Origin of the sequence: Streptomyces sp. NPDC091371, from assembly GCF_040684275.1 — a bacterium.
Taxonomy (GTDB): Bacteria; Actinomycetota; Actinomycetes; order Streptomycetales; family Streptomycetaceae; genus Streptomyces.
Map to the genome: position 1 here is coordinate 1 of NZ_JBFBFP010000037.1, position 23176 is coordinate 23176.

Genomic DNA, 23176 nt, shown 5'->3' on the forward strand with positions numbered 1-23176 from the left:
TCGGACTCCTGCGGTTCGCCGGTGCGCAGTACGCCCAGCAGCCGGCGCATCTCGGCCAGTGCCTGGCGGCCGGTCCCGGAGATCGTCTGCAGGGCCCAGGACGAACCCGGGTACCCGCCGCTCGGCAGCGAGATGGTCAGACCACGATCAGCGCGTCCAGCGGAGCCCCCGCCAGGGACTCGGCGAGCTTGGCCCGTCCCGGAAGGAACGACAGTTCCATCAGGACCGCCACGCCGGCGACTTCCGCCCCGGCCCGCCGGATCAGCGAAAGCGAGGCCTCCGCGGTGCCACCGGTGGCGAGGACGTCGTCGATGACCAGAACACGGTCACCCGCCGACAGATCCTCCGCGTGGACCTCGATCTCCGCCGTCCCGTACTCCAGCTCGTACGACTGCGCCAGCGTCGCCCCCGGCAGCTTCCCGGCCTTGCGCACCGGCACGAAGCCGATCCCGGCCTGGACCGCCACCGGAGCCGCCAGGATGAACCCCCGCGCCTCCAGGCCGACGATCTTCGTCGCCCCGCACCGCGCGGCCAGCTCCACCAGCGCCTGCGTCAGCGCGGCGAACGCCTCCGGGTCCGCCAGCAGCGGGGTGATGTCCTTGAACATCACGCCCGGCTTCGGGTAGTCCGGTACGTCCTTGATCCGGCTGAGCAGGAGCCGGCGGACCTCCGGGGAGAGCTCGGTCACCGCCGCCGCCCCGGCCGGCCCTGCGCCACGACCTGCGGCTCGTCCTCGGACGCGTGGCCCTCGTTCCCGGACTCGCCCTTGCCCGCACCGGACGCCCGCTTGGCGAGCACCCGCTTCTTGAGGGCCTTCATCGCCGGCTCGCGCTCCTTCAGGTCCACGACCAGCGGGGTCGCGATGAAGATCGACGAGTAGGCGCCGGCCGCGAGGCCGACGAACAGCGAGAGCGAGATGTCGTTCAGCATGCCGGCGCCCAGGAAGCCGCCGCCGATGAACAGCAGGGCGCCGACCGGGAGCAGCGCGACGACCGTGGTGTTGATCGAGCGGACCAGGGTGCCGTTGATGCTGCGGTTGGCGATCTCGCTGTACGTGTAGCGGGTCTGCTTGGTGATGTCCTTCGAGCCCTCCTTGAGACCGTCGAAGACGACGACGGTGTCGTAGAGGGAGTAACCGAGGATCGTGAGCAGACCGATCACGGTGCCCGGCGTGACCTCGAAGCCGACGAGCGCGTAGACGCCGACGGTGATCGTGAGGTCGTGGATCAGCGCGATCAGCGCCGCGACGGCCATCCGCCACTCGAACGCGATGGCCAGGTAGATCACCACGAGGACCATGAAGATCCCGAGGCCCGTCCAGGCCTTGTTGGCGATCTGCTCGCCCCAGCTGGGGCCGACCAGGTCCGCGTTGATGTCCGCCTCGTTGACCTTGAGGTCGGCGGCGAGCTCCTTCTTCACGTCGGCCGCGGCGTTGGTGTCCAGACCGGAGATCTGGATCCGCAGGCCGCCGGTGCCGAGCTCCTGGACGATCGCGTCGTGGCCCGAGGCCTTCTCCGCGTCCTCGGTCGCCTTGGCGACGGAGACGGCCGTCTTCGGGGTGGTGAAGACGGCACCGCCCTTGAACTCGATGCCCATGTTGAGGCCCTGAACGGCCAGGGCCACGATCGCCGTGATGGTGATCAGGATGGAAACGCCGTACCAGAGAAAGCGCTTGCCGACGAAGTCGTAGCCGACCTCACCGCGGTACAGCTTGGCGCCGAGATCTCCCAGCTTCGACATCTCTCACGCCTCCTTTGCGTCGACGGGGACGGGGGCGGAGCCGGTACGACGGGACCGGCGCAGCGGCGGCTTGGCGCCGAGCCGCTTCGGGTCGAGGCCGGACCACGGGTGACCGCTGGCGAAGAAGTTCGTGCGCGCCAGCAGGGTCATGATCGGCTTGGTGAAGAGGAACACCACGACCACGTCGAGCAGGGTGGTCAGACCCAGGGTGAAGGCGAAGCCCTGCACCTTGCCGACGGTGACGATGAACAGCACCGCGGCCGCCAGGAACGACACGAAGTCGGAGACCAGGATCGTGCGCCGGGCACGCGGCCAGGCACGCTCGACGGCCGGACGCAGGGTGCGGCCCTCGCGGATCTCGTCCCGGATGCGCTCGAAGTACACGATGAACGAGTCCGCCGTGATACCGATCGCGACGATCGCACCGCAGACGGCCGGCAGGTTCAGCGCGAAGCCGATGCCCTTACCGAGCAGCGCCATGATCGTGTAGGTGAGGATCGCGGAGACCAGGAGGCTGACGATCGCCACGAACGCGAGGCCCCGGTAGTACACCAGCAGGTAGATCACCACGAGGAGCAGACCGATGGCACCGGCGATCAGACCGGCGCGCAGCTGCTCGCCGCCGAGGGCGGCGGTGACGGTGGTGACGCTGTCCTCGCTGAAGGAGAGCGGCAGGGCGCCGTACGAGAGCATGTTGCCCAGGTCCTGAGCGGTCTGCTGGTTGAAGCCGCCGGAGATCTGGGCGTTGCCGCCCAGGATCGCGCCGCTGACGAACGGGTCGGAGACGACGTCGTCGTCCAGCACGATCGCGAACTGGTTCTGCGGGGTCTGCTTGGCGGCCAGCTCGCCGGTCACCTTCGCGAAGGCCTCGGCGCCCTTCTCGTTGAAGTCCATCGTGACGATCCAGGAGCCGGTCTGCTGATCGATGACTCCCTTGGCGCTCTTGACGTCCTTGCCCTCGACGCCGGCCGGACCGAGCACCCACTTGCCCCAGGTGTCGCCGCGCTTGCCGCAGGCGAGCGTCGGCTCCTCGGGCTTGGCGCCCTTGAGGGCGGCGCGCTGCTTCTCGTCGGAGCAGTCGAGCGCCGCGAACTTGGCCTGGAGGTCGGAGGCCGCCGCGTCACCCGAAGGGGTCGCGGACGGCGTCGCGGGCGGGGTCGCGGCCGGGGTGGCCTTGCTGTCGTCTGCCTTCTTCGACGCGCTCGCCGAGGGCGAGGCGGAGGGCGCGGCGGGGGCCTTGAGGGCCTCGCTGACCGCACGGCCCTGGGAAGTGGCGCTGGACGACGGGGGGGCCTGCGGGCTGGACTTGTCGCCCTCGGCCTTGGGGGCGCCGGAACCGCTCGCGGAGGGGCTCGGGCTCTGCGTGCCCTGGGGGGCGGCGGGAGCGCCGTCCGCGAAGGCGATGACCGGGCGGAAGTACAGCTGGGCGGTGGTACCGACCTGCGCGCGGGCCTGCTTCTCGTTCATCCCCTTGGGGATGTTCACGATGATGTGATCGCGGCCCTGCGTCTGGACCTCGGCCTCCGAGACGCCGAGACCGTTGACGCGGCGCTCGATGATGCCGACCGCCGTGTTCATGTTGGTCTCGTTGATCGCGTCCGGCTTGCCGGGCTCGCTCTTGGCCTTGAGCGTGATGCTCGTGCCGCCCGCGAGGTCGATGCCGAGCCGGGGAGTCGTCTGCTTGGAGACGAACATCCCCGCGGTGAGCGCCACCATCGCGATCAGGATGATCGCCAGGGCGCGCCCCGGCCTCCCCTGAGCCCCCGTGGGCCGCCGGCCCTTCTTCGGTGCTGCCACCTTGTCGTTTCTCCCTGTCCAACCGTCCCGCGCCGGGTCAGCGCGCGGACGGCCACGAAATGTGTGGTGGGGACCCCTGCCCCCCGCAGAAGTGGGTCACTGACCGGGACCGCGACGGCCGCCGGTCAGGCGCCCTCGCGATCCCGGCCGCGCGCTACTTCGCGTCGGCCTCGCCGTCGGCCTTGCCGTCCTTGGGCTCGTCCTTCTTCGGCTCGTCCTTCTTCCCCAGGTCGAGCTTCGGGGCCTCGTCCTCGGTCTCGGCCGGGGCCTCGGTGAGGGAGGAGGCGTCATCGGGGACGACCGGCGAGTCCGCCGACGCGTCGTCTTCGATGCCGTGGACGATGCGGTTGTACTCCGCGTCCTCCAGAACCGCGCCGATGGCGTTCTTCGCGTAGACCGCGTGGACGCCGGGAGCCACCTCGAGGGTGACGGTGTCGTCGCCGATCTCCTTCACCGTGGCGTACATGCCGCCGATGGTGCGGACCCCGGTGCCCGGCGTCATGTGGTCGCGCATCTGCGCGGCCGCCTGCTGCTTCTTCTTGGCGGAGCGGGTCATCAGGAACATCGCCCCGATGATCACGATGAACGGGAGGAAGGTCAGGAGACTGTTGTTCACGGGACGGAGTTCCTTCGCACGACCGCACGCGGACGACGGCCATTTCTACGGGGGTGGGCACGCCGACCCGAAGGGTCGGCATCGGCGGAGTCTAGGCGAGTCCGCACCGATGGAACAACGCCCAGCATGGCACCGCAGTTCCTGACGGGGCGAACCTCCGCGCCGTCAGGCCCCGAACAAGCCCTGTTGTCCGCTTGATCCGCTCCCGCCGTGCTGCGGCGGGACAAGCCCCAGGTGAGCCCATGCGGCAGGCGTCGCGACCCGCCCCCGGGGGGTGCGGGCGAGGAGTCCCTCCCGTACGAGGAAGGGCTCGGCCACCTCCTCCACCGTTTCCCGCTCCTCGCCGACGGCCACGGCGAGGGTGGACAGCCCGACGGGGCCGCCGCCGAAGAGCTTGAGCAGCGCCTCCAGTACGGCCCGGTCCAGCCGGTCCAGCCCGCGCGCGTCCACCTCGTACACCTGGAGGGCGGTGCCGGCCACCTCGCGGGTGATCACCCCGTCGGCCCTGACCTGGGCGTAGTCGCGGACACGGCGCAGCAGGCGGTTGGCGATGCGGGGGGTGCCCCGGGAGCGGCCGGCGATCTCGGCGGCGCCGGCGGTGTCGATCTCGACGTCGAGGAGGCGGGCGGAGCGGTGGATGACCCGCTCCAGCTCCTCGGGGGCGTAGAACTCCATGTGCCCGGTGAACCCGAAGCGGTCGCGCAGGGGCGGGGGCAGCAGGCCGGCCCGGGTGGTGGCCCCGACCAGGGTGAAGGGCGGCAGCTCCAGGGGAATGGCGGTGGCCCCCGGCCCCTTCCCGACGATCACGTCGACCCGGAAGTCCTCCATGGCCATGTACAGCATCTCCTCGGCGGGCCGGGACATGCGGTGGATCTCGTCGAGGAAGAGGACCTCGCCCTCCTGGAGGGAGGAGAGGATGGCGGCGAGGTCGCCGGCGTGCTGGATGGCGGGGCCGGAGGTGATCCGGATGGGCGCGCCCATCTCGGCCGCGATGATCATCGACAGCGTGGTCTTGCCGAGCCCGGGCGCGCCGGAGAGCAGGACGTGGTCGGCCGTCGCTCCGCGCTGCTTGGCCGCCTTGAGGACGAGGTCCAGCTGCTGGCGGACCTTCTCCTGCCCGACGAACTCCCCGAGGTCCTTGGGCCGCAACGCAGCCTCGACGGCGGTGTCCTCCCCGTCGGCCGAGGCCGCGACGATGCGGGCCTCATCCTCGGCGGTGGCGTCAGTGTCGTCGTCCCAGTTCACGGTGTCAGTCTGCCTTCTGCGTCATTGCGGTGGTCGGTCCGGGGTGCCGGTGGCTGCGCGGGCCGCTGCGCGGAGCCACTCCCCTACCCGCCCTTCCACCGTTCCCCGGGGGCTCCGCCCCCGGCCCCCCGCGCCTCAAACGCCGGCGGGGCTGGATTTCCGCCCGGCGGGGCACTTCCCGTGGGGGTCCGGGGCGGAGCCCCGGGGAACGGTGGAAGGGCGGGTAGGGGACTGCTCCGCGCAGCGGACTACCCTCAGCGGGCGCGGTTCAGGGACTGGAGGGCCGCCCGCAGGAGCTGCGGAACGGGCGCCGAGCCACCGGCGGCAATGGCGGCTTCGGCCTGCGGCGTCACCGCCGAGACGGCCTCCTCCGCTTCCCGGGACGCGTAGCCCAGCCCGATCAGCGCCGCGGCCAGCTGCTCCGTCCACGGGGCCGGGCCGGACGCCGCCGCCGCGCGCTGCGCGCCGACCAGGCCCGAGGAGCCCAGCGGCGCCCCCAGCTTGCCCTTCAGCTCCAGCAGCAGCTTCTGCGCGCCCTTCTTGCCGATGCCCGGCACCGCCACCAGCGCCTTCTCGTCCCCCGTCGAAACGGCCGTCCGCAGCGCGTCCGGGCTGTGCACCCCCAGCATGGCCTGCGCCAGCCTCGGCCCGACCCCGCTCGCGGTCTGCAGAAGCTCAAAGACCTGCCGCTCGTCGTCGTCGGCGAAGCCGTACAGCGTCAGCGAGTCCTCCCGGACGACCAGCGACGTGGCCAGCCGGGCCTGCTCCCCCATCCGCAGGCCGGCGATGGTGTTCGGCGTGCACTGCACGGCCATGCCCACTCCCCCGACCTCGATCACGGCCAGGGTGGGGGCGAGCGCGGCGACGGGGCCGCTGACGAAGGCGATCATCGGGTGGGGCCTTTCGAGGCGTGCAGGGCGACCGCCTGCTGGAGGCGGTTCTGGGCGGGAGCCCGCCAGATGTGGCAGATGGCGAGGGCGAGCGCGTCGGCGGCGTCGGCCGGCTTGGGCGGTGCGGCCAGCCTCAGCAGCCGGGTGACCATCGCGCCGACCTGGGCCTTGTCGGCGCGGCCGCTGCCGGTGACGGCGGCCTTGACCTCGCTGGGGGTGTGCAGGGCGACCGGTATCCCGCGGCGGGCCGCGCACAGCATGGCGACGGCGCTGGCCTGGGCGGTGCCCATCACGGTGGAGACGTTGTGCTGGCTGAAGACCCGCTCCACGGCGACGACTTCGGGGCGGTGCTCATCGAGCCATTCCTCGATGCCCCGCTCGATGGCGACGAGCCGGTGGCCCAACTCCGCGTCCGCGGGCGTGCGTACGACTCCCACCCCGAGCATGGTGAGAGGACGGCCGGCCACGCCCTCGACGACGCCGACACCGCACCGCGTCAGCCCCGGGTCCACACCGAGTACCCGCACCTGGCCCCACCCCCGCTCTTCGATCGCCTGTCCGGTGCAGGCTATCCGCCGCCACTGACAAAGCGACGGGCCGACAGGGTGTGTCCTGTCGGCCCGTCGCCTGGATCAGCGCCCGGTTCAGGCGTCGACCTTCTCCATGACCTCGTCCGAGACGTCGAAGTTCGCGAAGACGTTCTGCACGTCGTCGCTGTCCTCCAGCGCGTCGATCAGCTTGAAGATCTTGCGCGCCCCCTCTTCGTCGAGCTCGACCTGCATGGTCGGGACGAAGCTGGAGTCCGCGGAGTCGTAGTCGATGCCGGCCTCCTGGAGCGCGGTGCGGACCGCGACCAGGTCGGTGGCCTCGCTGATGATCTCCCAGGTCTCGCCGTTGTCGTTGACCTCTTCGGCACCGGCCTCCAGGACCGCGCCGAGGACGTCGTCTTCGGACAGCTCCGCCTTGGGCAGGAGGATGACGCCCTTGCGGTTGAACAGGTACGAGACCGAGCCCGGGTCGGCCATCGAACCGCCGTTGCGGGTCATGGCGACGCGGACGTCGGAGGCGGCGCGGTTGCGGTTGTCGGTGAGGCACTCGATGAGCACCGCGACACCGTTCGGGCCGTAGCCTTCGTACATGATCGTCTCGTAGTCGGCGCCGCCGGCCTCGAGGCCGCCGCCGCGCTTGACCGCGGAGTCGATGTTCTTGTTCGGGACCGACTGCTTCTTGGCCTTCTGAACGGCGTCGAAGAGCGTCGGGTTGCCTTCGATGTCGGCACCGCCCATACGGGCCGCGACCTCGATGTTCTTGATCAGCTTCGCGAAGAGCTTGCCGCGCTTGGCATCGATCACGGCCTTCTTGTGCTTCGTCGTAGCCCATTTAGAGTGGCCGGACATCCGCCTGTCTCCTTCGCGTAACCAACAGTGTTCGTCTCCGATCCTACCGGGAGCTCGTCACAGCCCCGCGCGCACCATGTCGACGAAGTACGCGTGAACGCGGTCGTCTCCGGTCAGCTCGGGGTGGAACGAGGTCGCCAGGACGTTGCCCTGGCGCACGGCGACCGTGTGGCCGTCGTAGGTGGCGAGCACCTCCACGGAGGCGCCGACGGACTCGACCCAGGGGGCGCGGATGAAGACGCCCTCGACGGGGCCGCCCGCTATGCCCGCGAAGTCGATCTTCGCCTCGAAGGACTCGTTCTGCCGCCCGAAGGCGTTGCGGCGGACGATCATGTCGATGCCGCCCAGGGTCTCCTGGTCCTCACGGCCGTCCAGGAGCTTGTCCGCGAGCATGATCATGCCGGCGCAGGTGCCGTACACGGGCATGCCGGCGGCCACGCGCTCGCGCAGCGGCTCCAGCATGCCGAACAGCACGGCGAGCTTCGACATGGTCGTGGACTCGCCGCCGGGGATCACCAGGGCGTCGACCTCGGCGAGCTCCTCGGGGCGCCGGACCGGCCTGGCCACGGCGTCAGCCGCGGCCAGGGCGATCAGGTGCTCCCGTACGTCGCCCTGGAGTGCCAGGACACCAATAACGGGGGTGGTCATGGCAGTGACTACCAGCCGCGGTTGGCGTAGCGCTCGGCCTCGGGCAGCGTGTCGCAGTTGATGCCGACCATGGCCTCGCCCAGGTTGCGGGAGGCGTCCGCGATGATCTTCGGGTCGTCGTAGAAGGTGGTGGCCTTCACGATGGCGGCGGCGCGCTTGGCCGGGTCGCCCGACTTGAAGATGCCGGAGCCGACGAAGACACCCTCGGCGCCGAGCTGGCGCATCAGGGCGGCGTCGGCCGGGGTGGCGACGCCACCGGCGGAGAACAGCACGACCGGGAGCTTGCCGAGCTCGGCAACTTCCTTGACCAGCTCGTACGGGGCGCGCAGCTCCTTGGCGGCGGCGTACAGCTCGTTGTTGTCGAAGCCGCGCAGCTTGGCGATCTCGTTCTTGATCTGGCGCAGGTGGCGGACGGCCTCGACGACGTTGCCGGTGCCGGCCTCGCCCTTCGAGCGGATCATGGCCGCGCCCTCGGCGATGCGGCGCAGGGCCTCGCCCAGGTTGGTGGCGCCACAGACGAAGGGGGTGGTGAACGCCCACTTGTCGGAGTGGTTGACCTCGTCGGCCGGGGTCAGGACCTCGGACTCGTCGATGTAGTCGACGCCGAGGGACTGCAGGACCTGGGCCTCGACGAAGTGGCCGATGCGGGACTTGGCCATGACGGGGATCGAGACGGCCTCGATGATCTCTTCGATCATGTTCGGGTCCGACATGCGCGCCACGCCGCCGTCCTTGCGGATGTCGGCGGGGACCCGCTCCAGGGCCATGACGGCCACGGCGCCCGCGTCCTCGGCGATCTTCGCCTGCTCGGCGTTGACCACGTCCATGATCACACCGCCCTTGAGCTGCTCGGCCATGCCGCGCTTGACGCGCGAGGTGCCGATGGCCGACTCAGCGGACTGGGGGGTGGTGGGAAGCGTGCTCACGGATTGACCTCACTCGAAGGGAACTCGAAAAGGGACGGGTACTACTGGCAGAGGAAACCCCGGCGGACCAGTCCACTGCAAGGGCCAATATGGAGCAGGTGGCCCCTCGACTGGTCCATTGCGGTCCATTGCGGCCTGTCGCGCCGCCGGGTGACCGCTAAACGGGCCGGTCCGCAAGATCCACCGGGGGCTCGTCGTCCATCTCGAAGGCGAGCGGGAACGGGGCGTGCCCGGCCAGCCGGAACCAGCGCACCTTGCGGTGCCTGCGCAGGGCGCGTGCGGCCCGTACGGCGTCGTTGTGGAACCGCCGGGCCATCGGCACCCGCCGCACGGCTGCCGCCAGCTCCTCGGTGGCCTCCACGCCTCCCGGGGCCGCCTTCAGCACCTCGACCTGGTCGGCGTCCGAGAACACCGCCCGCAGAGCCTGGCTGAGCTCGCTCTCGGCGACCTCCCGGTTCTCCTCCTCGGCCTGCCGCGCCGCGTGCGCGGCCTCGTACAGCACCAGGGAGGACGCGGGATCCAGCGCCCCGGAGGTCGCCACCTCCAGCACCACGGAGGCCCGCCGCACGAGCTGCGCGTCGAGCGCGGCCCGCGCGGCGTCCATCCGCGAGTGCAGCCGGTCGAGCCGGCCGGCGGTCCAGCTGAGGTAGACCCCGATGACTCCGAGAGCGAGGGCAATCCAGACAAGGGTTTCGATCACGCTGCGCGACCCTACCGCTCCGCGGCGACGCGGCCTCCATCAGGCCTGGCTCCGCGGCTGCCCGGACCCTTAGGCTGCCTGGTCACACCGCTCGGGGGGATCATGGATTTCACGCGTCACCGCAGGCCGTCGGCCTTCGCGCTGCTGGCTCTGGCCGTCGCCATCATGGCGGCCGGCGTGGCGGGCTTCCTGCAGGAGATGCGCGGCGGCGGCCTCGTCCTGCTGGCCCGGGTGACCGAGCACGTCGTCCTGCTGGGGTGGCTCACCCTGGCCGCGCTGCTGGGGGCCCTGCTGCTGGGGCTGGCGAAGTCCGTGCTGCGCCTCGTGCTGTGCAGCGTGCTGCTCGTCCTCGGCATCCCGTTCCTGCTGCTCGTCGGCCTCCTTTCGGCGCTGGCCGGCCCCTCCGAGGAGACGAAGAACCTGGCGGCCCCGGGCCGCGACGACCGGCGGCTCGTCGTGGAGGAGGGCGCTGCCATGATCGACCCGCTCTGGTACGTCTACGTCCACGAGGGGACCTGGCCCCTGCAGCGCCGCTGGGCCGTCGGCCGGTTCAACGGCGACGACCCGCACAACGAGCTCCGCGAGGCCGTGTGGACGGCCCCCGACCGGATCCGGCTGACCACCGGGGAAGGCGAGGTCCACGAGGTGACCCTCACCCCCGGCGGCCGGCCCGACCGGGTCGTCTCCGCCGGCTGGTGAGCCGTACGGGGCGCCCCGGAGCGCCCTACGCGTCCCGCGAGAAGCCCAGCCGGGTCCGCAGCGGGACACGCTCGTCCGTGGCGACCGCCGCCGCGCCGTCCGTGACGGTCTCGTAGACCGCCAGGATGTCCGCCCCGACCGTGGACCAGTCGAAGCGCCGCACGTGCGCCGAGCCGCGGGTGCTGAGTTCCGCGCGGCGGGCCGGGTCGCGCAGCAGGGCGATGGCGCCCGCCGCGAGGGCGTCCGCGTTCTCGTTGGTGAAGAGGTCGCCCGCGCCGCCCTGGTCCAGGACCTGGGCGAAGGCGTCCAGGTCGGAGGCGAGGACCGCCGCGCCCGCGGACAGGGCCTCGACCAGGATGATGCCGAAGGACTCGCCGCCCGTGTTCGGGGCGACGTACACGTCGACGCTGCGCAGCAGCCGCGCCTTGTCCTCGTCCGAGACCATGCCGAGGAATTCGACGCGGGAGCGGAGATCGGCGGGCAGCGTCGCCACCGCTTCCTCCTCGTCGCCGCGGCCCGCCACGAGGAGCCGTACGTCCGGGCAGGCCTCGACGATCTTCGGGAACGCCGCCATGAGCACCGGCAGGCCCTTGCGCGGCTCGTCGATGCGGCCGATGAAGCCGAGGGTCTGGCCGGACCAGTCCGGGTTCGGGTCGGCCTTGGCGAAGAAGTCCACGTCGACGCCGTTGGGGATGACCACCGCGTCTCCGCCGAGGTGCTCGACGAGCGTGCGCCGGGCGTACTCGCTCACCGCGATCCGGGCGCTGATCTTCTCCAGCGCCGGCTGGAGGATCGGGTACGCCGCGATCATCGCCCGGGAGCGCGGGTTCGAGGTGTGGAAGGTGGCCACGATCGGCCCCTGCGCCGCCCAGCAGGACAGCAGCCCCAGCGAGGGCGAGGCCGGCTCATGGATGTGGATCACGTCGAAGGTGCCGTCGTGCAGCCAGCGGCGTACCCGGGCGGCGGAGAGGAAGCCGAAGTTGAGGCGGGCGACGGAGCCGTTGTAGGGGACGGGGACGGCCCGGCCGGCCGAGACCACGTAGGGCGGCAGGGGGGTCTCGTCGTCGGCCGGGGCCAGGACCGACACCTCGTGGCCGAGGCGGATCAGGTGTTCCGCCAGGTCCCGGATGTGGAACTGGACGCCGCCCGGCACGTCCCACGAGTACGGGCACACGATGCCGATCTTCACTACGGGCGCTCCTCCAGGTCGTCCAGCCACAGCCGCTGCAGCATGTGCCAGTCCTCCGGGTGCTCGGCGATGCCCCAGGCGAAGGCGTCCGCGAGCGCCTGCGTCATGGCGGCGGTCTTCTCGACGCGGGTCCCGGTCTTCGGCACCTCCACCTCGGGGTGGAACCGGCCGTACATCTTCGGCGAGTCGCCGTAGTACAGCGTCACCGGGAGCAGCACCGCCCCCGTCTGCTGCGCCAGCAGCGCCGGCCCGGCCGGCATGCGGGCCGTGGAGCCGAAGAAGTCCACCTCGACCCCGGAGGCCGACAGGTCGCGGTCGGCGACCAGGCAGATCAGGCCGCCGGAGCGGAGCCGGCGGGCGAGGGTGCCGAAGGCGGCGCCGCCGCTGTGCGGGAGCACCTCCATGCCCAGGCTCTCCCGGTAGGCCACGAAGCGGTCGTACAGCGATTCCGGCTTGAGGCGTTCGGCGACCGTGGTGAAGGGGACGCCGAGGTGGCCGGTGACCCAGGCCCCGGCGAGGTCCCAGTTGGCGAGGTGCGGGAGGGCCGCGATGACCCCGCGCCCGGAGGCGATGGCCTCGCGCAGGATGTGGTCGTCCTTGAGCTGGACGTCCTCGCCGAACCGTTCCGGATCCATCGTCGGCAGCCTGAACGATTCCATCCAGTACCGCATGTACGAGCGCATCCCGGCCTGCGACAGCTCGCGCAGCCGCTCGGGCGTGGCGTCCGGCACCACCCGGGCCAGGTTCGATTCGAGGCGCAGCACGCTCTTGCCGCGCCGCTTCCACGTGTAGTCGGCGATGCGGCGGCCGAGGGCCGCGGCGGCCGGCTCGGGGAGCTTCTTGACCCCGGCCCAGCCGAGCCCGTACAGGCCGTCGACCAGCTTGTCCTGTGCCTTGCCCATCAGGCGGCACCGCCCTCGGCGGGCGCGCCCGCGGCAGCGGCGTCGGCCTCCGCCGACTCGCGGCGTACGGTGACCACGCGCTGGATCAGCGTGACGAGGGAGCCCACCGCCACGATCCACAGCGCGATCGGCAGCAGCACCCCGATCCAGGAGGGGACGCCGAAGGTCTGGAGGCCGGACAGGCCGGCCGCGACCAGTGAGATCACCAGGCGCTCGGCCCGTTCGATGAGCCCGTTGACGGCCACGGGCAGCCCGATCGACTCGCCGCGGGCCTTCGTGTAGGAGACGACCTGCCCGCTGGCCAGGCAGAAGATCGCCACCGCGCACAGCGCGTTGTCGTTCCCGGTGCCCGCGTACCAGAGCGCGAGCCCGCCGAAGATCGCCGCGTCGGCCACCCGGTCGAGGGTGGAGTCGAGGAAGGCGCCCCAGCGGCTGGAGACGCCGGCCTGGCGGGCCATGTTCCCGTCCACCAGGTCGGAGAAGACGAAGAGGGTGATGGTGATGGTGCCCCAGAAGAACTCGCCCCGGGGGAAGAAGACCAGGGCTCCGGCCACCACTCCGGCCGTGCCGATCAGGGTCACCGCGTCCGGGCTCACCCCCCGCCGGAGCAGAAAAGCGGCGAATGGCGTGAGAACACGCGTGAAGAATGCACGCGCGTACTTGTTCAGCATGGCCTTCCCGGAGGGTCGCTGGGCCGCACGGCCACCACGGCCACCGGCTGGCCCATCGTAGCCAGCACGCCGCCCGGTGGACGCCGCGCACCCACCGGTTCGTTCCGCTTGCCCTCGTCGTCACGTCCGGGGCCCCCGGTGGGGCCGCCTCCGGTACGACGTATGGACGCGGTGTGACAGCGGTGCAAAGCTCGAAGGACACCCACCTCCTCACCGACACCATCGGGAGGCACGAGAACCATGGGAGCCACATCACACCAAGCCGGAGCCGCCGGCAGGGCACCAACGGCCGACCGCCCGTCTTCCATACGGAACGTCGTGCTGGTCGGCCACAGCGGATCGGGCAAGACCACGCTGGTCGAGGCCCTCGCCCTGACCGCGGGAGCGGTCAACCGGGCGGGCCGGGTCGAGGACGGCGGGACCGTCTCCGACTACGACGAGATCGAGCACCGTCGGCAGCGCTCCGTCCAGCTCTCCCTCGTCCCCGTCGAATGGGGCGGAATCAAGATCAACATTCTGGACACCCCCGGATACGCCGACTTCGTCGGTGAGCTCAGGGCCGGTCTGCGCGCCGCGGACGCGGCCCTTTTCGTCGTCTCCGCCTCCGACGGCGTCGACGGGGCCACCCGCATGGTCTGGGACGAGTGCGAGGCCGTCGGCATGCCGCGCGCCATCGTCGTCACCCATTTGGAGGCAGCCCGCTCCGACTACACGCAGATGACGGCCGTCTGCGGCGAGATCTTCGGCGCGGACGACCCCGACGCCGTGATCCCCCTCTACCTCCCGCTGCACGGCCCCGCCGGCGCCGACGGCCACGCCCCCGTCACCGGCCTGCTCGGCCTGCTCTCCCAGCGCGTGTACGAGTACTCCTCCGGCGCGCGCGCGGAGCGCGACCCGGACCCGGCCGAGCTCGCCCTCATCGACGGCGCCCGCTCCCGCCTGATCGAGGGGATCATCGCCGAGAGCGAGGACGAGAGCCTCATGGACCGCTACCTCGGCGGTGAGGACATCGACCTCAAGACCCTCGTGGACGACCTGGAGCGGGCCGTCGCCCGGGGCACCTTCCACCCCGTCCTGATGGCGGCCCCCGCCGCCGACGGGGCCAAGCAGGGCCTGGGCACCGTGGAGCTACTCGAACTGATCACCGGCGGCTTCCCCACTCCCCCGGAACGCCCCGCCGTGAACGTCACCACCCCCGACGGCACCCCCCGCCCGGCCGTCACCTGCGACCCGGACGGCCCGCTCGTCGCCGAGGTCGTCAAGACCTCCTCCGACCCGTACGTGGGCCGCGTCTCCCTCATCCGCGTCTTCTCCGGCACCCTGCGTCCCGAGGAGACCGTCCACGTCAGCGGCCACGGCCTCGAAGACCGGGGCCACGAGGACCACGACGTCGACGAGAAGATCGGCGCCCTCAGCTCCCCCTTCGGCAAACAGCAGCGCACCCTGAACCGCGCTATCGCCGGCGACCTGGCCTGCGTGGCCAAACTCGCCCGCGCGGAGACGGGCGACACCCTCTCCGCCAAGGACGACCCGCTCCTCATGGAGCCCTGGACCATGCCGGACCCGCTGCTCCCCCTCGCCATCGAGGCGCACAGCAAGGCCGACGAGGACAAGCTCTCCCAGGGCCTGGCCCGGCTCGTCGCCGAGGATCCGACGATGCGGCTGGAGCAGAACCCGCACACCCACCAGGTCGTGCTGTGGTGTCTGGGCGAGGCGCACCAGGACCTCGCGCTGGAACGGCTGCGCACCCGCTTCGGCGTCCAGGTCGACGCCGTCCCCCACAAGGTGAGCCTGCGCGAGACCTTCGGCGCCAAGGCCTCCGGCCGCGGCCGGCACGTCAAACAGTCCGGCGGCCACGGCCAGTTCGCGATCTGCGAGATCGAGGTCGAGCCGCTCCCGCCGGGCAGCGGCATCGAGTTCGTGGACAAGGTGGTCGGCGGCGCCGTACCCCGCCAGTTCATCCCGTCCGTGGAGAAGGGCGTACGGGCGCAGGCCGCGCGCGGGGTCGACGCCGGCTATCCGCTGGTCGACGTGCGCATCACCCTCCTCGACGGCAAGGCGCACTCGGTGGACTCCTCCGACGCCGCTTTCCAGACGGCCGGCGCGCTGGCCCTGCGCGAGGCCGCCGCCGAGGCCCGCATCGACCTGCTCGAACCGGTCGCCGAGCTCGCCGTCCTGGTCCCGGACGAGTACGTGGGCCCGGTCATGAGCGACCTCGCGGGCCGCCGCGGCCGGGTCGTCGGCAGCGACCAGGCCGGTCCCGGGCGCACCCGGGTCCGCGCCGAGATCCCCGAGATCGAGATCGGCCGGTACGCGGTCGAGCTGCGTTCCGTCTCGCACGGCACGGGCCGCTTCGCCCGGGCCTACGCCCGGCACGAGCCGATGCCGCCGCAGATCGCGGACAAGGTGCGCGAACAGGCCGAGAAGGGAAGCTGGCTGACATAGCGTCGGGAAGGGCCGCCCGCCAACCCGCTTGCGGTGGGCGGCATTTCCCTGTCCCATGACCATGGGGCGGGATGCGCCGATAGGCTCGTCGGCGCACCAAAGAGCACGAACGCACAGCGATGGGGGCAGCGGTGGCGGACGACGGATTCGACTTCAGGCCCGGAGCGCAGATTCCTCTCCAGGGCGGTGGCGGGCAGACGGCGGCGACCAACGCCCTGGCCTCGGCCGCGTACCGCGACGGCGGCGGGGACACGAAACTCCAGGCGATACTCACCGCCAACAGCGAGAACCACCCCGCCACGCTCAAAGCCGGCAAGATATCCCTCTTCGAGCCCAACCTCGGCGAGGCCTTCTGCCGCGCCGTCGAGGCCCGCACGCTCGGCTCCGCCCGGAAGCCGCTGATCCAGTCCTTCGGCGCCGACCCGCAGACGGTCGTCGAGCACTGCCTGGCCGCGACGCGCATCCGCAAGGAGCGCGACGGCAGGCTCCGACTGATCATGCTGGTCTGCGGCGTGCTGTTCCTGCCCGGCCTGCTGCTGTGGCTGGGGCTCTTCCAGCTCCGCAAGACCCTGGCCGCCGGGGAGGGCAAGCGCGCCTCCTGGATGGGCACGGCGGTCCTGGTCGGCATCGCCCTCGTGGTGGCGGTCCTGATGTTCCGGCTGCCCCTCACCGGCTTCCTCGGCCTCTACCTGCGCGGCATGGTCATCGCCCCGGCCCTGGGCTGGCTGCTCGCCCGCCGGCTGTGCGAGTCCACCGCCGCCGACCTGCGCGCCCGCTGGGACGGGCTGCTGGCGGGCGACGGGGTCGGCGCGAAGATCCCGCAGGCGGTGCCGGGCAACCCCGACGAGAAGGCCCGCGAGGACCTGCGGCACCAGCTCGCCAAACTGACCGCGGAGGACCGGAGCAACCAGGTCTTCTACGCGGGCCCCAAGGGCATCCTCGGCATGGGCACCCGCTGGGGCAGCTGGCAGATGGCCGAGGAGCTCGAGCCCCTGAACGAGGGCACCGAGATCCACCCCTTCCGCAGCTGGGACGTGATACGCGCGATCGACACCCAGCTCCGCAAGCTGGAGCGCGGCCCCCTGCACACCGGCGGCTTCCCGACGGCCGCCATCCAGCACTGGATCGTCACGCCGATCGGCGAGGGCGCCGCGGAGGTGGCCCGCCCCACCGGCGAGAACATGGACAACTTCCTGATCAAGCCGCACGAGATCACCCGGATCTGCAACGAGCAGCAGTTCAGCGCGGGCAACCGGCACTACCTGGGCATCCAGTACCCGCTCTGGGACGGCCAGCTCGTCATCAACATGCTGGTCACCGTCACCGTGCTCTACAAGACGCTGCGCGTCGACGTCACCGCGCACGCCCTGGGGCCCGTACACGGCCTGTTCACGACGAAGTCCAAGGCCCCGGTGGTGGAGGTCCCCAAGAGCATCCGCTTCTGGGAGACCGTCGAGCGCCCGCAGCCGCTGGTCGATGCCAGTGAGGTCGTACGCCTCGCCGTCCGGGCCCCGCTGACCTGGTTCCCGCCGCTGCTGGACTTCCTCGGCGGCAAGCTGGTCCTGCCGGAGCCCTTCGGCATCCGGCACGTGTGGGCCGGCTCGATGTGGCGGCACCGCTTCATGGCCGACGACGCCCTGCGCACGGTGGCCCCGGTGCTGCGCTCGGTCCACGCGGCGACCTTCAAGGTCCTCGAGGAGAACGGCGTCGACACCGACCGCTTCACCAACCGCTCCTCGATCATGAGCGGCCTCATCCAGGAGCCGGCCCCGCGCAAGGCGGACGTCTACGACGCGTAGGCGGGCGCCCGGTTAGGCTGGAGTGATCCCCGAGGAGGCCGTATGACCGAGCGCAAACCGCCTGGCGTCGACATCGAGTCCTGGGTGGACCGGCAGATCAGGGAGGCCGCCGACCGCGGCGAGTTCGAGAACCTGCCGGGCTGGGGCAAGCCGCTGGCCTCGCTCGACGCGCCCTACGACGAGCTGTGGTGGATCAAGGGCAAGATGCACCGCGAGGGCTTCGCCGCCCTGCCGCCGGCGCTCGCGCTGCGCAAGGAGGCCGAGGACGCCCTGGAGGCGGCGCGCGCGGCACGCTCCGAGCGCCGGGTACGGGACATCCTCACCGAGGTCAACGAGAAGATCGCCGCGGCCCTGCGCATGCCGCCGCCGGGGCCGCCGCTGAACCTGACCGAGTTCGACGTAGAGGCCGTACTGGAGGAGTGGCGCGCGGCCCGGGCCGCCTGATCAGCCGGTGGGCCAGGCGTCGGCGAGCATCTGCCGGGTGTCCGCGAGGAGCTGCGGCAGGACGCGGGTGTGACCGACGATCGGCATGAAGTTCGTGTCCCCGCCCCAGCGGGGCACGATGTGCTGGTGCAGGTGCGCGGCGATGCCGGCTCCGGCGGCGCTGCCCTGGTTCATCCCGATGTTGAAACCGTGCGCCCCGGACGCCTTGCGCAGCGCGATCATGGCCCGCTTGGTGAGGTCCGCCAGCTCGGCGGTCTCGAGGGCGTCGAGATCGGTGTAGTCGGCGACGTGCCGGTAGGGGACGACCATGAGGTGCCCGCCGTTGTACGGGTAGAGGTTGAGCACCGCGTAGACGTGCTTGCCGCGGGCGACGACCAGCCCGTCCTCGTCGGACATCTCCGGAATCCCGCAGAAGGGGCACCCGTCGCCGGCCTCGGGGCCGGTGGGCTTGTTCTCGCCCTGGATGTAGGCCATCCGATGCGGGGTCCACAGGCGCTGGAACCCGTCATGCGTGCCAACGCCGTTCTGCTGCTCCGGCTCACTCGTCATGGCGGCAAGCATATGACCTTGCCGGTACGGACGGAGAAGGCCCCCGGAAAGTGATCACTCTCCGGGGGCCCGCCACACCGGTCAGACCTGTCAGACCTGGACGCGGTCCGCGACGACCTTGGCCAGCTTGGCCAGCGCCTCGTCCTTCGGGATGCCGTTCTCCTGCGAACCGTCGCGGTAGCGGAAGGAGACGGTGCCCGCGGCCATGTCCTCGTCACCGACGATGATCATGAACGGGACCTTGAGCTTCTGGTGGTTGCGGATCTTCTTCTGCATGCGGTCGGAGGAGGCGTCCACCTCGACCCGCAGGCCCTGCTTCTTCGCCTCGGCGGCGAACTCCTGCAGGTACTCCACGTGCCCGTCGCCGATCGGGATGCCGACCGCCTGGACCGGGGCCAGCCACGGCGGCATGGCGCCCGCGTAGTGCTCCAGCAGTACGGCGAAGAACCGCTCGATGGAGCCGAACAGCGCGCGGTGGATCATGACCGGCCGCTGGCGCGAGCCGTCGGGCGCGGTGTACTCCAGGTTGAAGCGCTCCGGCAGGTTGAAGTCGAGCTGCACGGTCGACATCTGCCAGGTACGGCCGATGGCGTCGCGCGCCTGCACGGAGATCTTCGGGCCGTAGAAGGCCGCGCCGCCAGGGTCGGGGGTCAGCGGGAGGCCCTGCTTCTCGGCGACCTGCTGGAGGACGGCGGTGGCCTCCTCCCACACCTCGTCCGAGCCGACGAACTTCTCCGGGTCCTTGGTCGACAGCTCCAGGTAGAAGTCGGTCAGACCGTAGTCGCGCAGCAGGTTGAGCACGAAGGTGAGCGTGCGGTCGAGCTCCTCGGCCATCTGCTCACGGGTGCAGTAGATGTGCGCGTCGTCCTGCGTGAAGCCCCGGGCCCGGGTCAGGCCGTGGACCACACCCGACTTCTCGTACCGGTAGACCGTCCCGAACTCGAACAGGCGCAGCGGCAGTTCGCGGTAGGAGCGGCCGCGCGCGTCGAAGATCAGGTTGTGCATCGGGCAGTTCATGGGCTTGAGGTAGTAGTCGGTACCACCGTCGAGCTGCATGGGGGGGTACATGCCCTCCGCGTACCAGTCCAGGTGGCCGCTCTTCTCGAAGAGGGCGCCCTTGGTGGCGTGCGGGGAGTAGACGAACTCGTAGCCCTCCTCCTCGTGCCGGCGGCGCGAGTAGTCCTCCATGGTGCGGCGGATGATGCCGCCGCGCGGGTGGAAGACGGCGAGGCCGGAGCCGATCTCGTCCGGGATGGAGAAGAGGTCCAGCTCGTTGCCGAGCTTGCGGTGGTCGCGCTTCTCGGCCTCGGCCAGGAAGTCGAGGTGCGCCTTCAGCTCCTCCTTCGACGGCCACGCGGTGCCGTAGATGCGCTGGAGCATCGGGTTCTTCTCGCTGCCGCGCCAGTAGGCGGCGGCGTTGCGCATGAGCTTGAAGGCCGGGATGTTGCGGGTGGTGGGCAGGTGGGGACCGCGGCAGAGGTCCTTCCAGCACAGCTCGCCGGTCTTCGCGTCCAGGTTGTCGTAGATGGTCAGCTCGCCGCCGCCCACCTCGACGTTCGCGCCGTCGTCGGTCGACGCGGAGCCCTTGATGCCGATGAGCTCCAGCTTGTACGGCTCGTCCGCGAGCTCCTCGCGGGCCGCCTCGTCGGTGACCACGCGGCGGGCGAACTTCTGCCCGCGCTTCTGGATCTCCTGCATCTTCTTCTCGATGGCCTTGAGGTCATCGGGGGTGAAGGGCTTCGCGACGTCGAAGTCGTAGTAGAAGCCGTTCTGGACCGGCGGGCCGATGCCCAGCTTGGCCTCGGGGAACAGCTCCTGCACGGCCTGCGCCATGACGTGCGCGGTGGAGTGGCGCAGGATGTTCAGGCCGTCCTCGGAGGAGATCTCCACGGGCTCGACGGTCTCGCCGTCCTTCACCTCGTAGGCGAGGTCCTTCAGCTCGCCCGCGACGCGCGCGGCGACGATGGTGCGCTCGCCGGCGAAGAGCTCCGCCGCCGTAGTGCCCGTGGCCACCACGCGCTCGTCCCGCTCGGAATCGCGTTGGATGATCACACGGACGTCTGACACCGGTCTCTCCTGACTCAGGGGGTGCGCGAGCGAACGCTGCGCGCCTGAATCGTACCGAGCGGAGTGGCCGCGCCGCGAAACGGTTACCGGGTGGCGCCCGGACCGGGGTCCGGGCACGGCCTACGGGGGCCGGGCGCGGGGCCTGCGGAGCGGGGCCTGGGGCACGCGGAGCCTGGGGGGGGGCGGAGCGCGCGGAGCGCGGGGCCTGCGGAGCGCGGGCGGGGTGTGGGGCGGTGCCCCTCCGGGGCGTCTCCTCGGCTCGCGAACCCCGAGCGGACCGGCCTGTTGCCCGGCATTGGGTTCGCTCGACCTGCGGGGACGCCCCGGAGTGTCCCCGCCCCACCCGAAGCGCGGCCCCCACAGTGACGACCGGGTGCCGGGCCGAGCCCACAACCTTTGAGACGCGGGGCCCGGGGGGCGGAGCCGCGGGTAGCTTGGTCCGTACTGACGACTTTCCGGAGGGACCCTCATGCGGATATGCCCGCTGGACCTGGCCGACGAGGCCACGGCGGCCGCCGTGCACCGGATCGGGCGGGCCGCGTACGCGGTGGAGGCGGAGCTCATCGGCTTCGACGGGATCCCGGCCCTCCGCGAGAGCCTCGCCGAGATGCGGGCACGGCAGCTGGAGTGGGTCGGCGCCGTCTCCGGGGACGGGGAGATCGCCGGATTCCTCGCCTGGGAGGCACCGGCTGACGGCACTGTCTGCCTGGACCGGCTCTGCGTGGACCCGGCCTGGTTCCGCCGGGGCGTCGCGTCGCTGCTCCTGCGCCACGCGCTGGCCGAGCTGTTCCCCGGCTGTCGCGTCGAGGTCACCACCGGCGCCGCCAACGCCCCCGCGGTGGCCCTGTACGAACGTCTCGGCTTCGTCCGGGGCGCGGACTTCTCCCCCGTTCCGCGCCTGCGCATGGCCTCCTTCGCCAAGGCGGTCGGCGGTATCGAGGCCAAGCTGTGACCCGGATTGATGGTTGAAGCGTCACCCGCCTCCTAATCTGATCCCGTTCAAATCAGAGGGGGAACAGAGCAGTGAAGCTCAACAAGCGTCTGGCCGCAGTCGCCGCCGCCGCGGTGGTCGGCCCGACCATGCTCATGGCCACGCCCGCGATGGCCGACGAGGCGGCCCAGCCCGCCGTGACCGTCCCGGACTCCGAGCCGAAGGACGACACCGCGCCCGCTCCGGCGCCCGAGGCTCCGGCCGCCCCGGAGACGAAGCAGCCCGAGGTCCGGACGCCGACGGCACCCAAGGCGGCCGAGAGCCCCGCCGAGGACGAGTACGAGCAGCCCACCGGCATCCTGATGGGCCCGGAGGTCACCCTCCACGGCATCCCCAAGGACGGGTTCAAGAAGGACGGCAGCTGGGCGAACCTGACCGTGGAGGTCGACAACGCCGGCCACCGCACCGTCCCCAACTACACCCCGAGCCTCAACATCATGCAGTGGGACGGGGCCTTCACGACCTCGCAGGTCAAGGTCGAGCGGCTGGTCGGCGGCGCGTGGCAGCCCGTCAAGGCCGTCACCGCCGAGCAGATGGGGCCCGGGTTCAAGTACTACCTCGGGACCACCGCCTCGGTGGCCGCCGAGGCGGACTACACGGTGAAGGTGCGCATCAGCTTCGCCGCCGACACCCCGGCCCTCCCCTTCGAGATGTACACCGACGGCACCAGCCGTGACGGCTCGGTCGTCAGCTCCTCCCCCGGCTCCTGGTACCAGACCAAGATCGAGGGCAGCGAGGACGGGGGCGAAGGACAGCCGACGGTCGTCGAGGGACCCGCCCTGACGGTGAGCGAGGCTCCCGGCTCCCTCTCCGCCGGCGGTGGCTGGGCCAACGTGACCGTCCACGTCGACAACGCCGGCAAGGACGCCCTGCCGGACTTCGGCCTGGGGATGAGCCTGGACCGCCTGGACCCGTCCGGCATGACCCGCGACCAGGTCCAGGTCGAGGTCTACAGCAAGGACGAGAACGGTGTCCTCGGCTGGCACCCGACGGAAGACAGGATCGGGGACCAGGACCACTTCGCCTACGAGATCGCGTCCGGGCCGGTCGGCAGCGGCAAGGCGTTCGACGTCCAGGTCCGGATCCGGGTGTCCGCCGATGCGCCCACGGGCGACCTCAGCATCCGGTTCTGGGGCGGATCGTACGACGAGGAGACCGAGACGCAGGTCCTCTCGCGCTCCAAGGCCCGCCTGACCAAGATCGTCGCCGCGGACTCGGACAACGGCGGCGACACGGACAACGGCGGCGACACCGGCAACGGGAACCCCGGCACTCCGGGCAACCAGCCGGAGCCCAACGGCGGCGCCACCCCGGTCGGCACCGCCCCCGTCGGCGGCGAACTCGCCGCCACCGGCGCCGACCCGGCCACCTCCTGGGCCCTCGGCGGCGCCGGCGTGGCCGTGGCCATGGGCGTGGCCCTCGTCGCCGGCACCGGCCGCCGGCGCCGCACCACGGCCTGAG

22 protein-coding genes are annotated in these 23176 nt (G+C 71.3%); 6 read left to right on the plus strand and 16 right to left on the minus strand.

The window, feature by feature from the left end:
• Positions 1 to 136: 136 nt before the first annotated feature.
• The 11 genes from AB0O21_RS29840 to AB0O21_RS29890 all read right to left on the minus strand — a co-directional run bounded on the left by AB0O21_RS29840 (position 137) and on the right by AB0O21_RS29890 (position 9959).
• Positions 137 to 688 carry an adenine phosphoribosyltransferase gene (locus AB0O21_RS29840; RefSeq protein WP_365175962.1) on the minus strand — a complete coding sequence of 184 codons (552 nt, stop codon included), beginning with the start codon at positions 686 to 688 and terminating at the stop codon, positions 137 to 139.
• Positions 685 to 1740 (minus strand): protein translocase subunit SecF, encoded by a 1056-nt coding sequence (secF, locus tag AB0O21_RS29845; RefSeq protein WP_365175963.1) that lies wholly within the window; start codon positions 1738 to 1740, stop codon positions 685 to 687. Before secF ends, AB0O21_RS29840 begins: the two co-directional genes overlap by 4 nt.
• Before the next feature lie 3 nt (positions 1741 to 1743).
• The gene (gene secD / locus AB0O21_RS29850) at positions 1744 to 3537 is read right to left on the minus strand and encodes a protein translocase subunit SecD (RefSeq protein WP_365175964.1); all 1794 of its coding nucleotides are present in this window, start codon (positions 3535 to 3537) and stop codon (positions 1744 to 1746) included.
• A 154-nt stretch (positions 3538 to 3691) separates the two neighbouring features.
• Positions 3692 to 4153 carry a preprotein translocase subunit YajC gene (gene yajC, locus AB0O21_RS29855; protein WP_365175965.1) on the minus strand — a complete coding sequence of 154 codons (462 nt, stop codon included), beginning with the start codon at positions 4151 to 4153 and terminating at the stop codon, positions 3692 to 3694.
• Positions 4154 to 4318: 165 nt separating this feature from the next.
• Positions 4319 to 5398, minus strand: a complete 1080-nt coding sequence (ruvB, locus tag AB0O21_RS29860) for a Holliday junction branch migration DNA helicase RuvB (RefSeq protein ID WP_365175966.1) — start codon at positions 5396 to 5398, stop codon at positions 4319 to 4321.
• Between the two features lie 254 nt (positions 5399 to 5652).
• Positions 5653 to 6288 (minus strand): Holliday junction branch migration protein RuvA, encoded by a 636-nt coding sequence (gene ruvA, locus AB0O21_RS29865; RefSeq protein WP_365175967.1) that lies wholly within the window; start codon positions 6286 to 6288, stop codon positions 5653 to 5655.
• Positions 6285 to 6815, minus strand: coding sequence for a crossover junction endodeoxyribonuclease RuvC (gene ruvC / locus AB0O21_RS29870; RefSeq protein WP_365175968.1), 531 nt, complete (start codon positions 6813 to 6815; stop codon positions 6285 to 6287). Before ruvC ends, ruvA begins: the two co-directional genes overlap by 4 nt.
• 117 nt (positions 6816 to 6932) lie before the next feature.
• Positions 6933 to 7685, minus strand: a complete 753-nt coding sequence (locus AB0O21_RS29875; protein ID WP_365175969.1) for a YebC/PmpR family DNA-binding transcriptional regulator — start codon at positions 7683 to 7685, stop codon at positions 6933 to 6935.
• A gap of 57 nt (positions 7686 to 7742) precedes the next feature.
• Positions 7743 to 8333, minus strand: a complete 591-nt coding sequence (gene pdxT, locus AB0O21_RS29880; protein WP_365175970.1) for a pyridoxal 5'-phosphate synthase glutaminase subunit PdxT — start codon at positions 8331 to 8333, stop codon at positions 7743 to 7745.
• Positions 8334 to 8341: 8 nt separating this feature from the next.
• Positions 8342 to 9259 (minus strand): pyridoxal 5'-phosphate synthase lyase subunit PdxS, encoded by a 918-nt coding sequence (pdxS, locus tag AB0O21_RS29885; RefSeq protein ID WP_365033999.1) that lies wholly within the window; start codon positions 9257 to 9259, stop codon positions 8342 to 8344.
• A 157-nt stretch (positions 9260 to 9416) separates the two neighbouring features.
• Complete coding sequence (locus tag AB0O21_RS29890; RefSeq protein ID WP_365175971.1) at positions 9417 to 9959, minus strand: hypothetical protein; 543 nt, start codon at positions 9957 to 9959, stop codon at positions 9417 to 9419.
• Between the two features lie 102 nt (positions 9960 to 10061).
• Here AB0O21_RS29890 and AB0O21_RS29895 point away from each other — a divergent pair, with 102 nt between their 5' ends.
• Positions 10062 to 10658: a hypothetical protein gene (locus tag AB0O21_RS29895; protein WP_365175972.1), complete on the plus strand. Its 597-nt coding sequence runs from the start codon at positions 10062 to 10064 to the stop codon at positions 10656 to 10658.
• A 25-nt stretch (positions 10659 to 10683) separates the two neighbouring features.
• On the opposite strand, the gene AB0O21_RS29900 is transcribed toward AB0O21_RS29895, so the two are convergent.
• Genes AB0O21_RS29900 through pgsA form a run of 3 tightly spaced genes read right to left on the minus strand, consistent with a single transcriptional unit; the run spans position 10684 to position 13420 of the window.
• Positions 10684 to 11847, minus strand: coding sequence for a glycosyltransferase family 4 protein (locus AB0O21_RS29900; protein WP_365175973.1), 1164 nt, complete (start codon positions 11845 to 11847; stop codon positions 10684 to 10686).
• Entirely contained in the window at positions 11847 to 12749 is a 903-nt protein-coding gene (locus AB0O21_RS29905) for a phosphatidylinositol mannoside acyltransferase (protein ID WP_365175974.1), read from the minus strand. The genes AB0O21_RS29900 and AB0O21_RS29905 overlap by 1 nt, the downstream gene beginning before the upstream one ends.
• Complete coding sequence (gene pgsA, locus AB0O21_RS29910) at positions 12749 to 13420, minus strand: phosphatidylinositol phosphate synthase (protein WP_365175975.1); 672 nt, start codon at positions 13418 to 13420, stop codon at positions 12749 to 12751. Before pgsA ends, AB0O21_RS29905 begins: the two co-directional genes overlap by 1 nt.
• A 240-nt stretch (positions 13421 to 13660) precedes the next feature.
• On the opposite strand from pgsA, the gene AB0O21_RS29915 reads away from it, so the two are divergent.
• The 3 genes from AB0O21_RS29915 (at position 13661) to AB0O21_RS29925 (ending at position 18108) form a co-directional block, all read left to right on the plus strand.
• Positions 13661 to 15865 carry an elongation factor G-like protein EF-G2 gene (locus tag AB0O21_RS29915; protein ID WP_365175976.1) on the plus strand — a complete coding sequence of 735 codons (2205 nt, stop codon included), beginning with the start codon at positions 13661 to 13663 and terminating at the stop codon, positions 15863 to 15865.
• A gap of 131 nt (positions 15866 to 15996) precedes the next feature.
• Positions 15997 to 17664, plus strand: a complete 1668-nt coding sequence (locus AB0O21_RS29920) for a hypothetical protein (protein WP_365175977.1) — start codon at positions 15997 to 15999, stop codon at positions 17662 to 17664.
• A 42-nt stretch (positions 17665 to 17706) separates the two neighbouring features.
• Positions 17707 to 18108 carry a DUF1992 domain-containing protein gene (locus tag AB0O21_RS29925; protein WP_365175978.1) on the plus strand — a complete coding sequence of 134 codons (402 nt, stop codon included), beginning with the start codon at positions 17707 to 17709 and terminating at the stop codon, positions 18106 to 18108.
• On the opposite strand, the gene AB0O21_RS29930 is transcribed toward AB0O21_RS29925, so the two are convergent.
• Together AB0O21_RS29930 and thrS are read right to left on the minus strand one after the other, a co-directional pair.
• The gene (locus AB0O21_RS29930; protein WP_365175979.1) at positions 18109 to 18669 is read right to left on the minus strand and encodes an HIT domain-containing protein; all 561 of its coding nucleotides are present in this window, start codon (positions 18667 to 18669) and stop codon (positions 18109 to 18111) included.
• Positions 18670 to 18747: 78 nt separating this feature from the next.
• Positions 18748 to 20724, minus strand: a complete 1977-nt coding sequence (gene thrS, locus AB0O21_RS29935) for a threonine--tRNA ligase (protein WP_365175980.1) — start codon at positions 20722 to 20724, stop codon at positions 18748 to 18750.
• Between the two features lie 469 nt (positions 20725 to 21193).
• Between thrS and AB0O21_RS29940 the strand changes: the two genes are divergently transcribed.
• Together AB0O21_RS29940 and AB0O21_RS29945 are read left to right on the plus strand one after the other, a co-directional pair.
• Positions 21194 to 21676, plus strand: a complete 483-nt coding sequence (locus AB0O21_RS29940) for a GNAT family N-acetyltransferase (RefSeq protein ID WP_365175981.1) — start codon at positions 21194 to 21196, stop codon at positions 21674 to 21676.
• 71 nt (positions 21677 to 21747) lie between these two features.
• Positions 21748 to 23175 carry a hypothetical protein gene (locus AB0O21_RS29945; protein ID WP_365175982.1) on the plus strand — a complete coding sequence of 476 codons (1428 nt, stop codon included), beginning with the start codon at positions 21748 to 21750 and terminating at the stop codon, positions 23173 to 23175.
• The last annotated feature ends 1 nt before the right edge of the window (position 23176 follow it).

What these genes read in the sequence shown, in the direction of transcription:
- ruvA (WP_365175967.1), bottom strand. Translation starts at nt 6,288, where the DNA reads ATGATCGCCTTCGTCAGCGGCCCCGTCGCCGCGCTCGCCCCCACCCTG.
- AB0O21_RS29875 (WP_365175969.1), bottom strand. Translation starts at nt 7,685, where the DNA reads ATGTCCGGCCACTCTAAATGGGCTACGACGAAGCACAAGAAGGCCGTG.
- AB0O21_RS29895 (WP_365175972.1), top strand. Translation starts at nt 10,062, where the DNA reads ATGGATTTCACGCGTCACCGCAGGCCGTCGGCCTTCGCGCTGCTGGCT.
- AB0O21_RS29915 (WP_365175976.1), top strand. Translation starts at nt 13,661, where the DNA reads ATGGGAGCCACATCACACCAAGCCGGAGCCGCCGGCAGGGCACCAACG.
- secF (WP_365175963.1), bottom strand. Translation starts at nt 1,740, where the DNA reads ATGTCGAAGCTGGGAGATCTCGGCGCCAAGCTGTACCGCGGTGAGGTC.
- AB0O21_RS29905 (WP_365175974.1), bottom strand. Translation starts at nt 12,749, where the DNA reads ATGGGCAAGGCACAGGACAAGCTGGTCGACGGCCTGTACGGGCTCGGC.
- AB0O21_RS29940 (WP_365175981.1), top strand. Translation starts at nt 21,194, where the DNA reads ATGCGGATATGCCCGCTGGACCTGGCCGACGAGGCCACGGCGGCCGCC.
- pgsA (WP_365175975.1), bottom strand. Translation starts at nt 13,420, where the DNA reads ATGCTGAACAAGTACGCGCGTGCATTCTTCACGCGTGTTCTCACGCCA.
- AB0O21_RS29930 (WP_365175979.1), bottom strand. Translation starts at nt 18,669, where the DNA reads ATGCTTGCCGCCATGACGAGTGAGCCGGAGCAGCAGAACGGCGTTGGC.
- AB0O21_RS29925 (WP_365175978.1), top strand. Translation starts at nt 17,707, where the DNA reads ATGACCGAGCGCAAACCGCCTGGCGTCGACATCGAGTCCTGGGTGGAC.
- pdxT (WP_365175970.1), bottom strand. Translation starts at nt 8,333, where the DNA reads ATGACCACCCCCGTTATTGGTGTCCTGGCACTCCAGGGCGACGTACGG.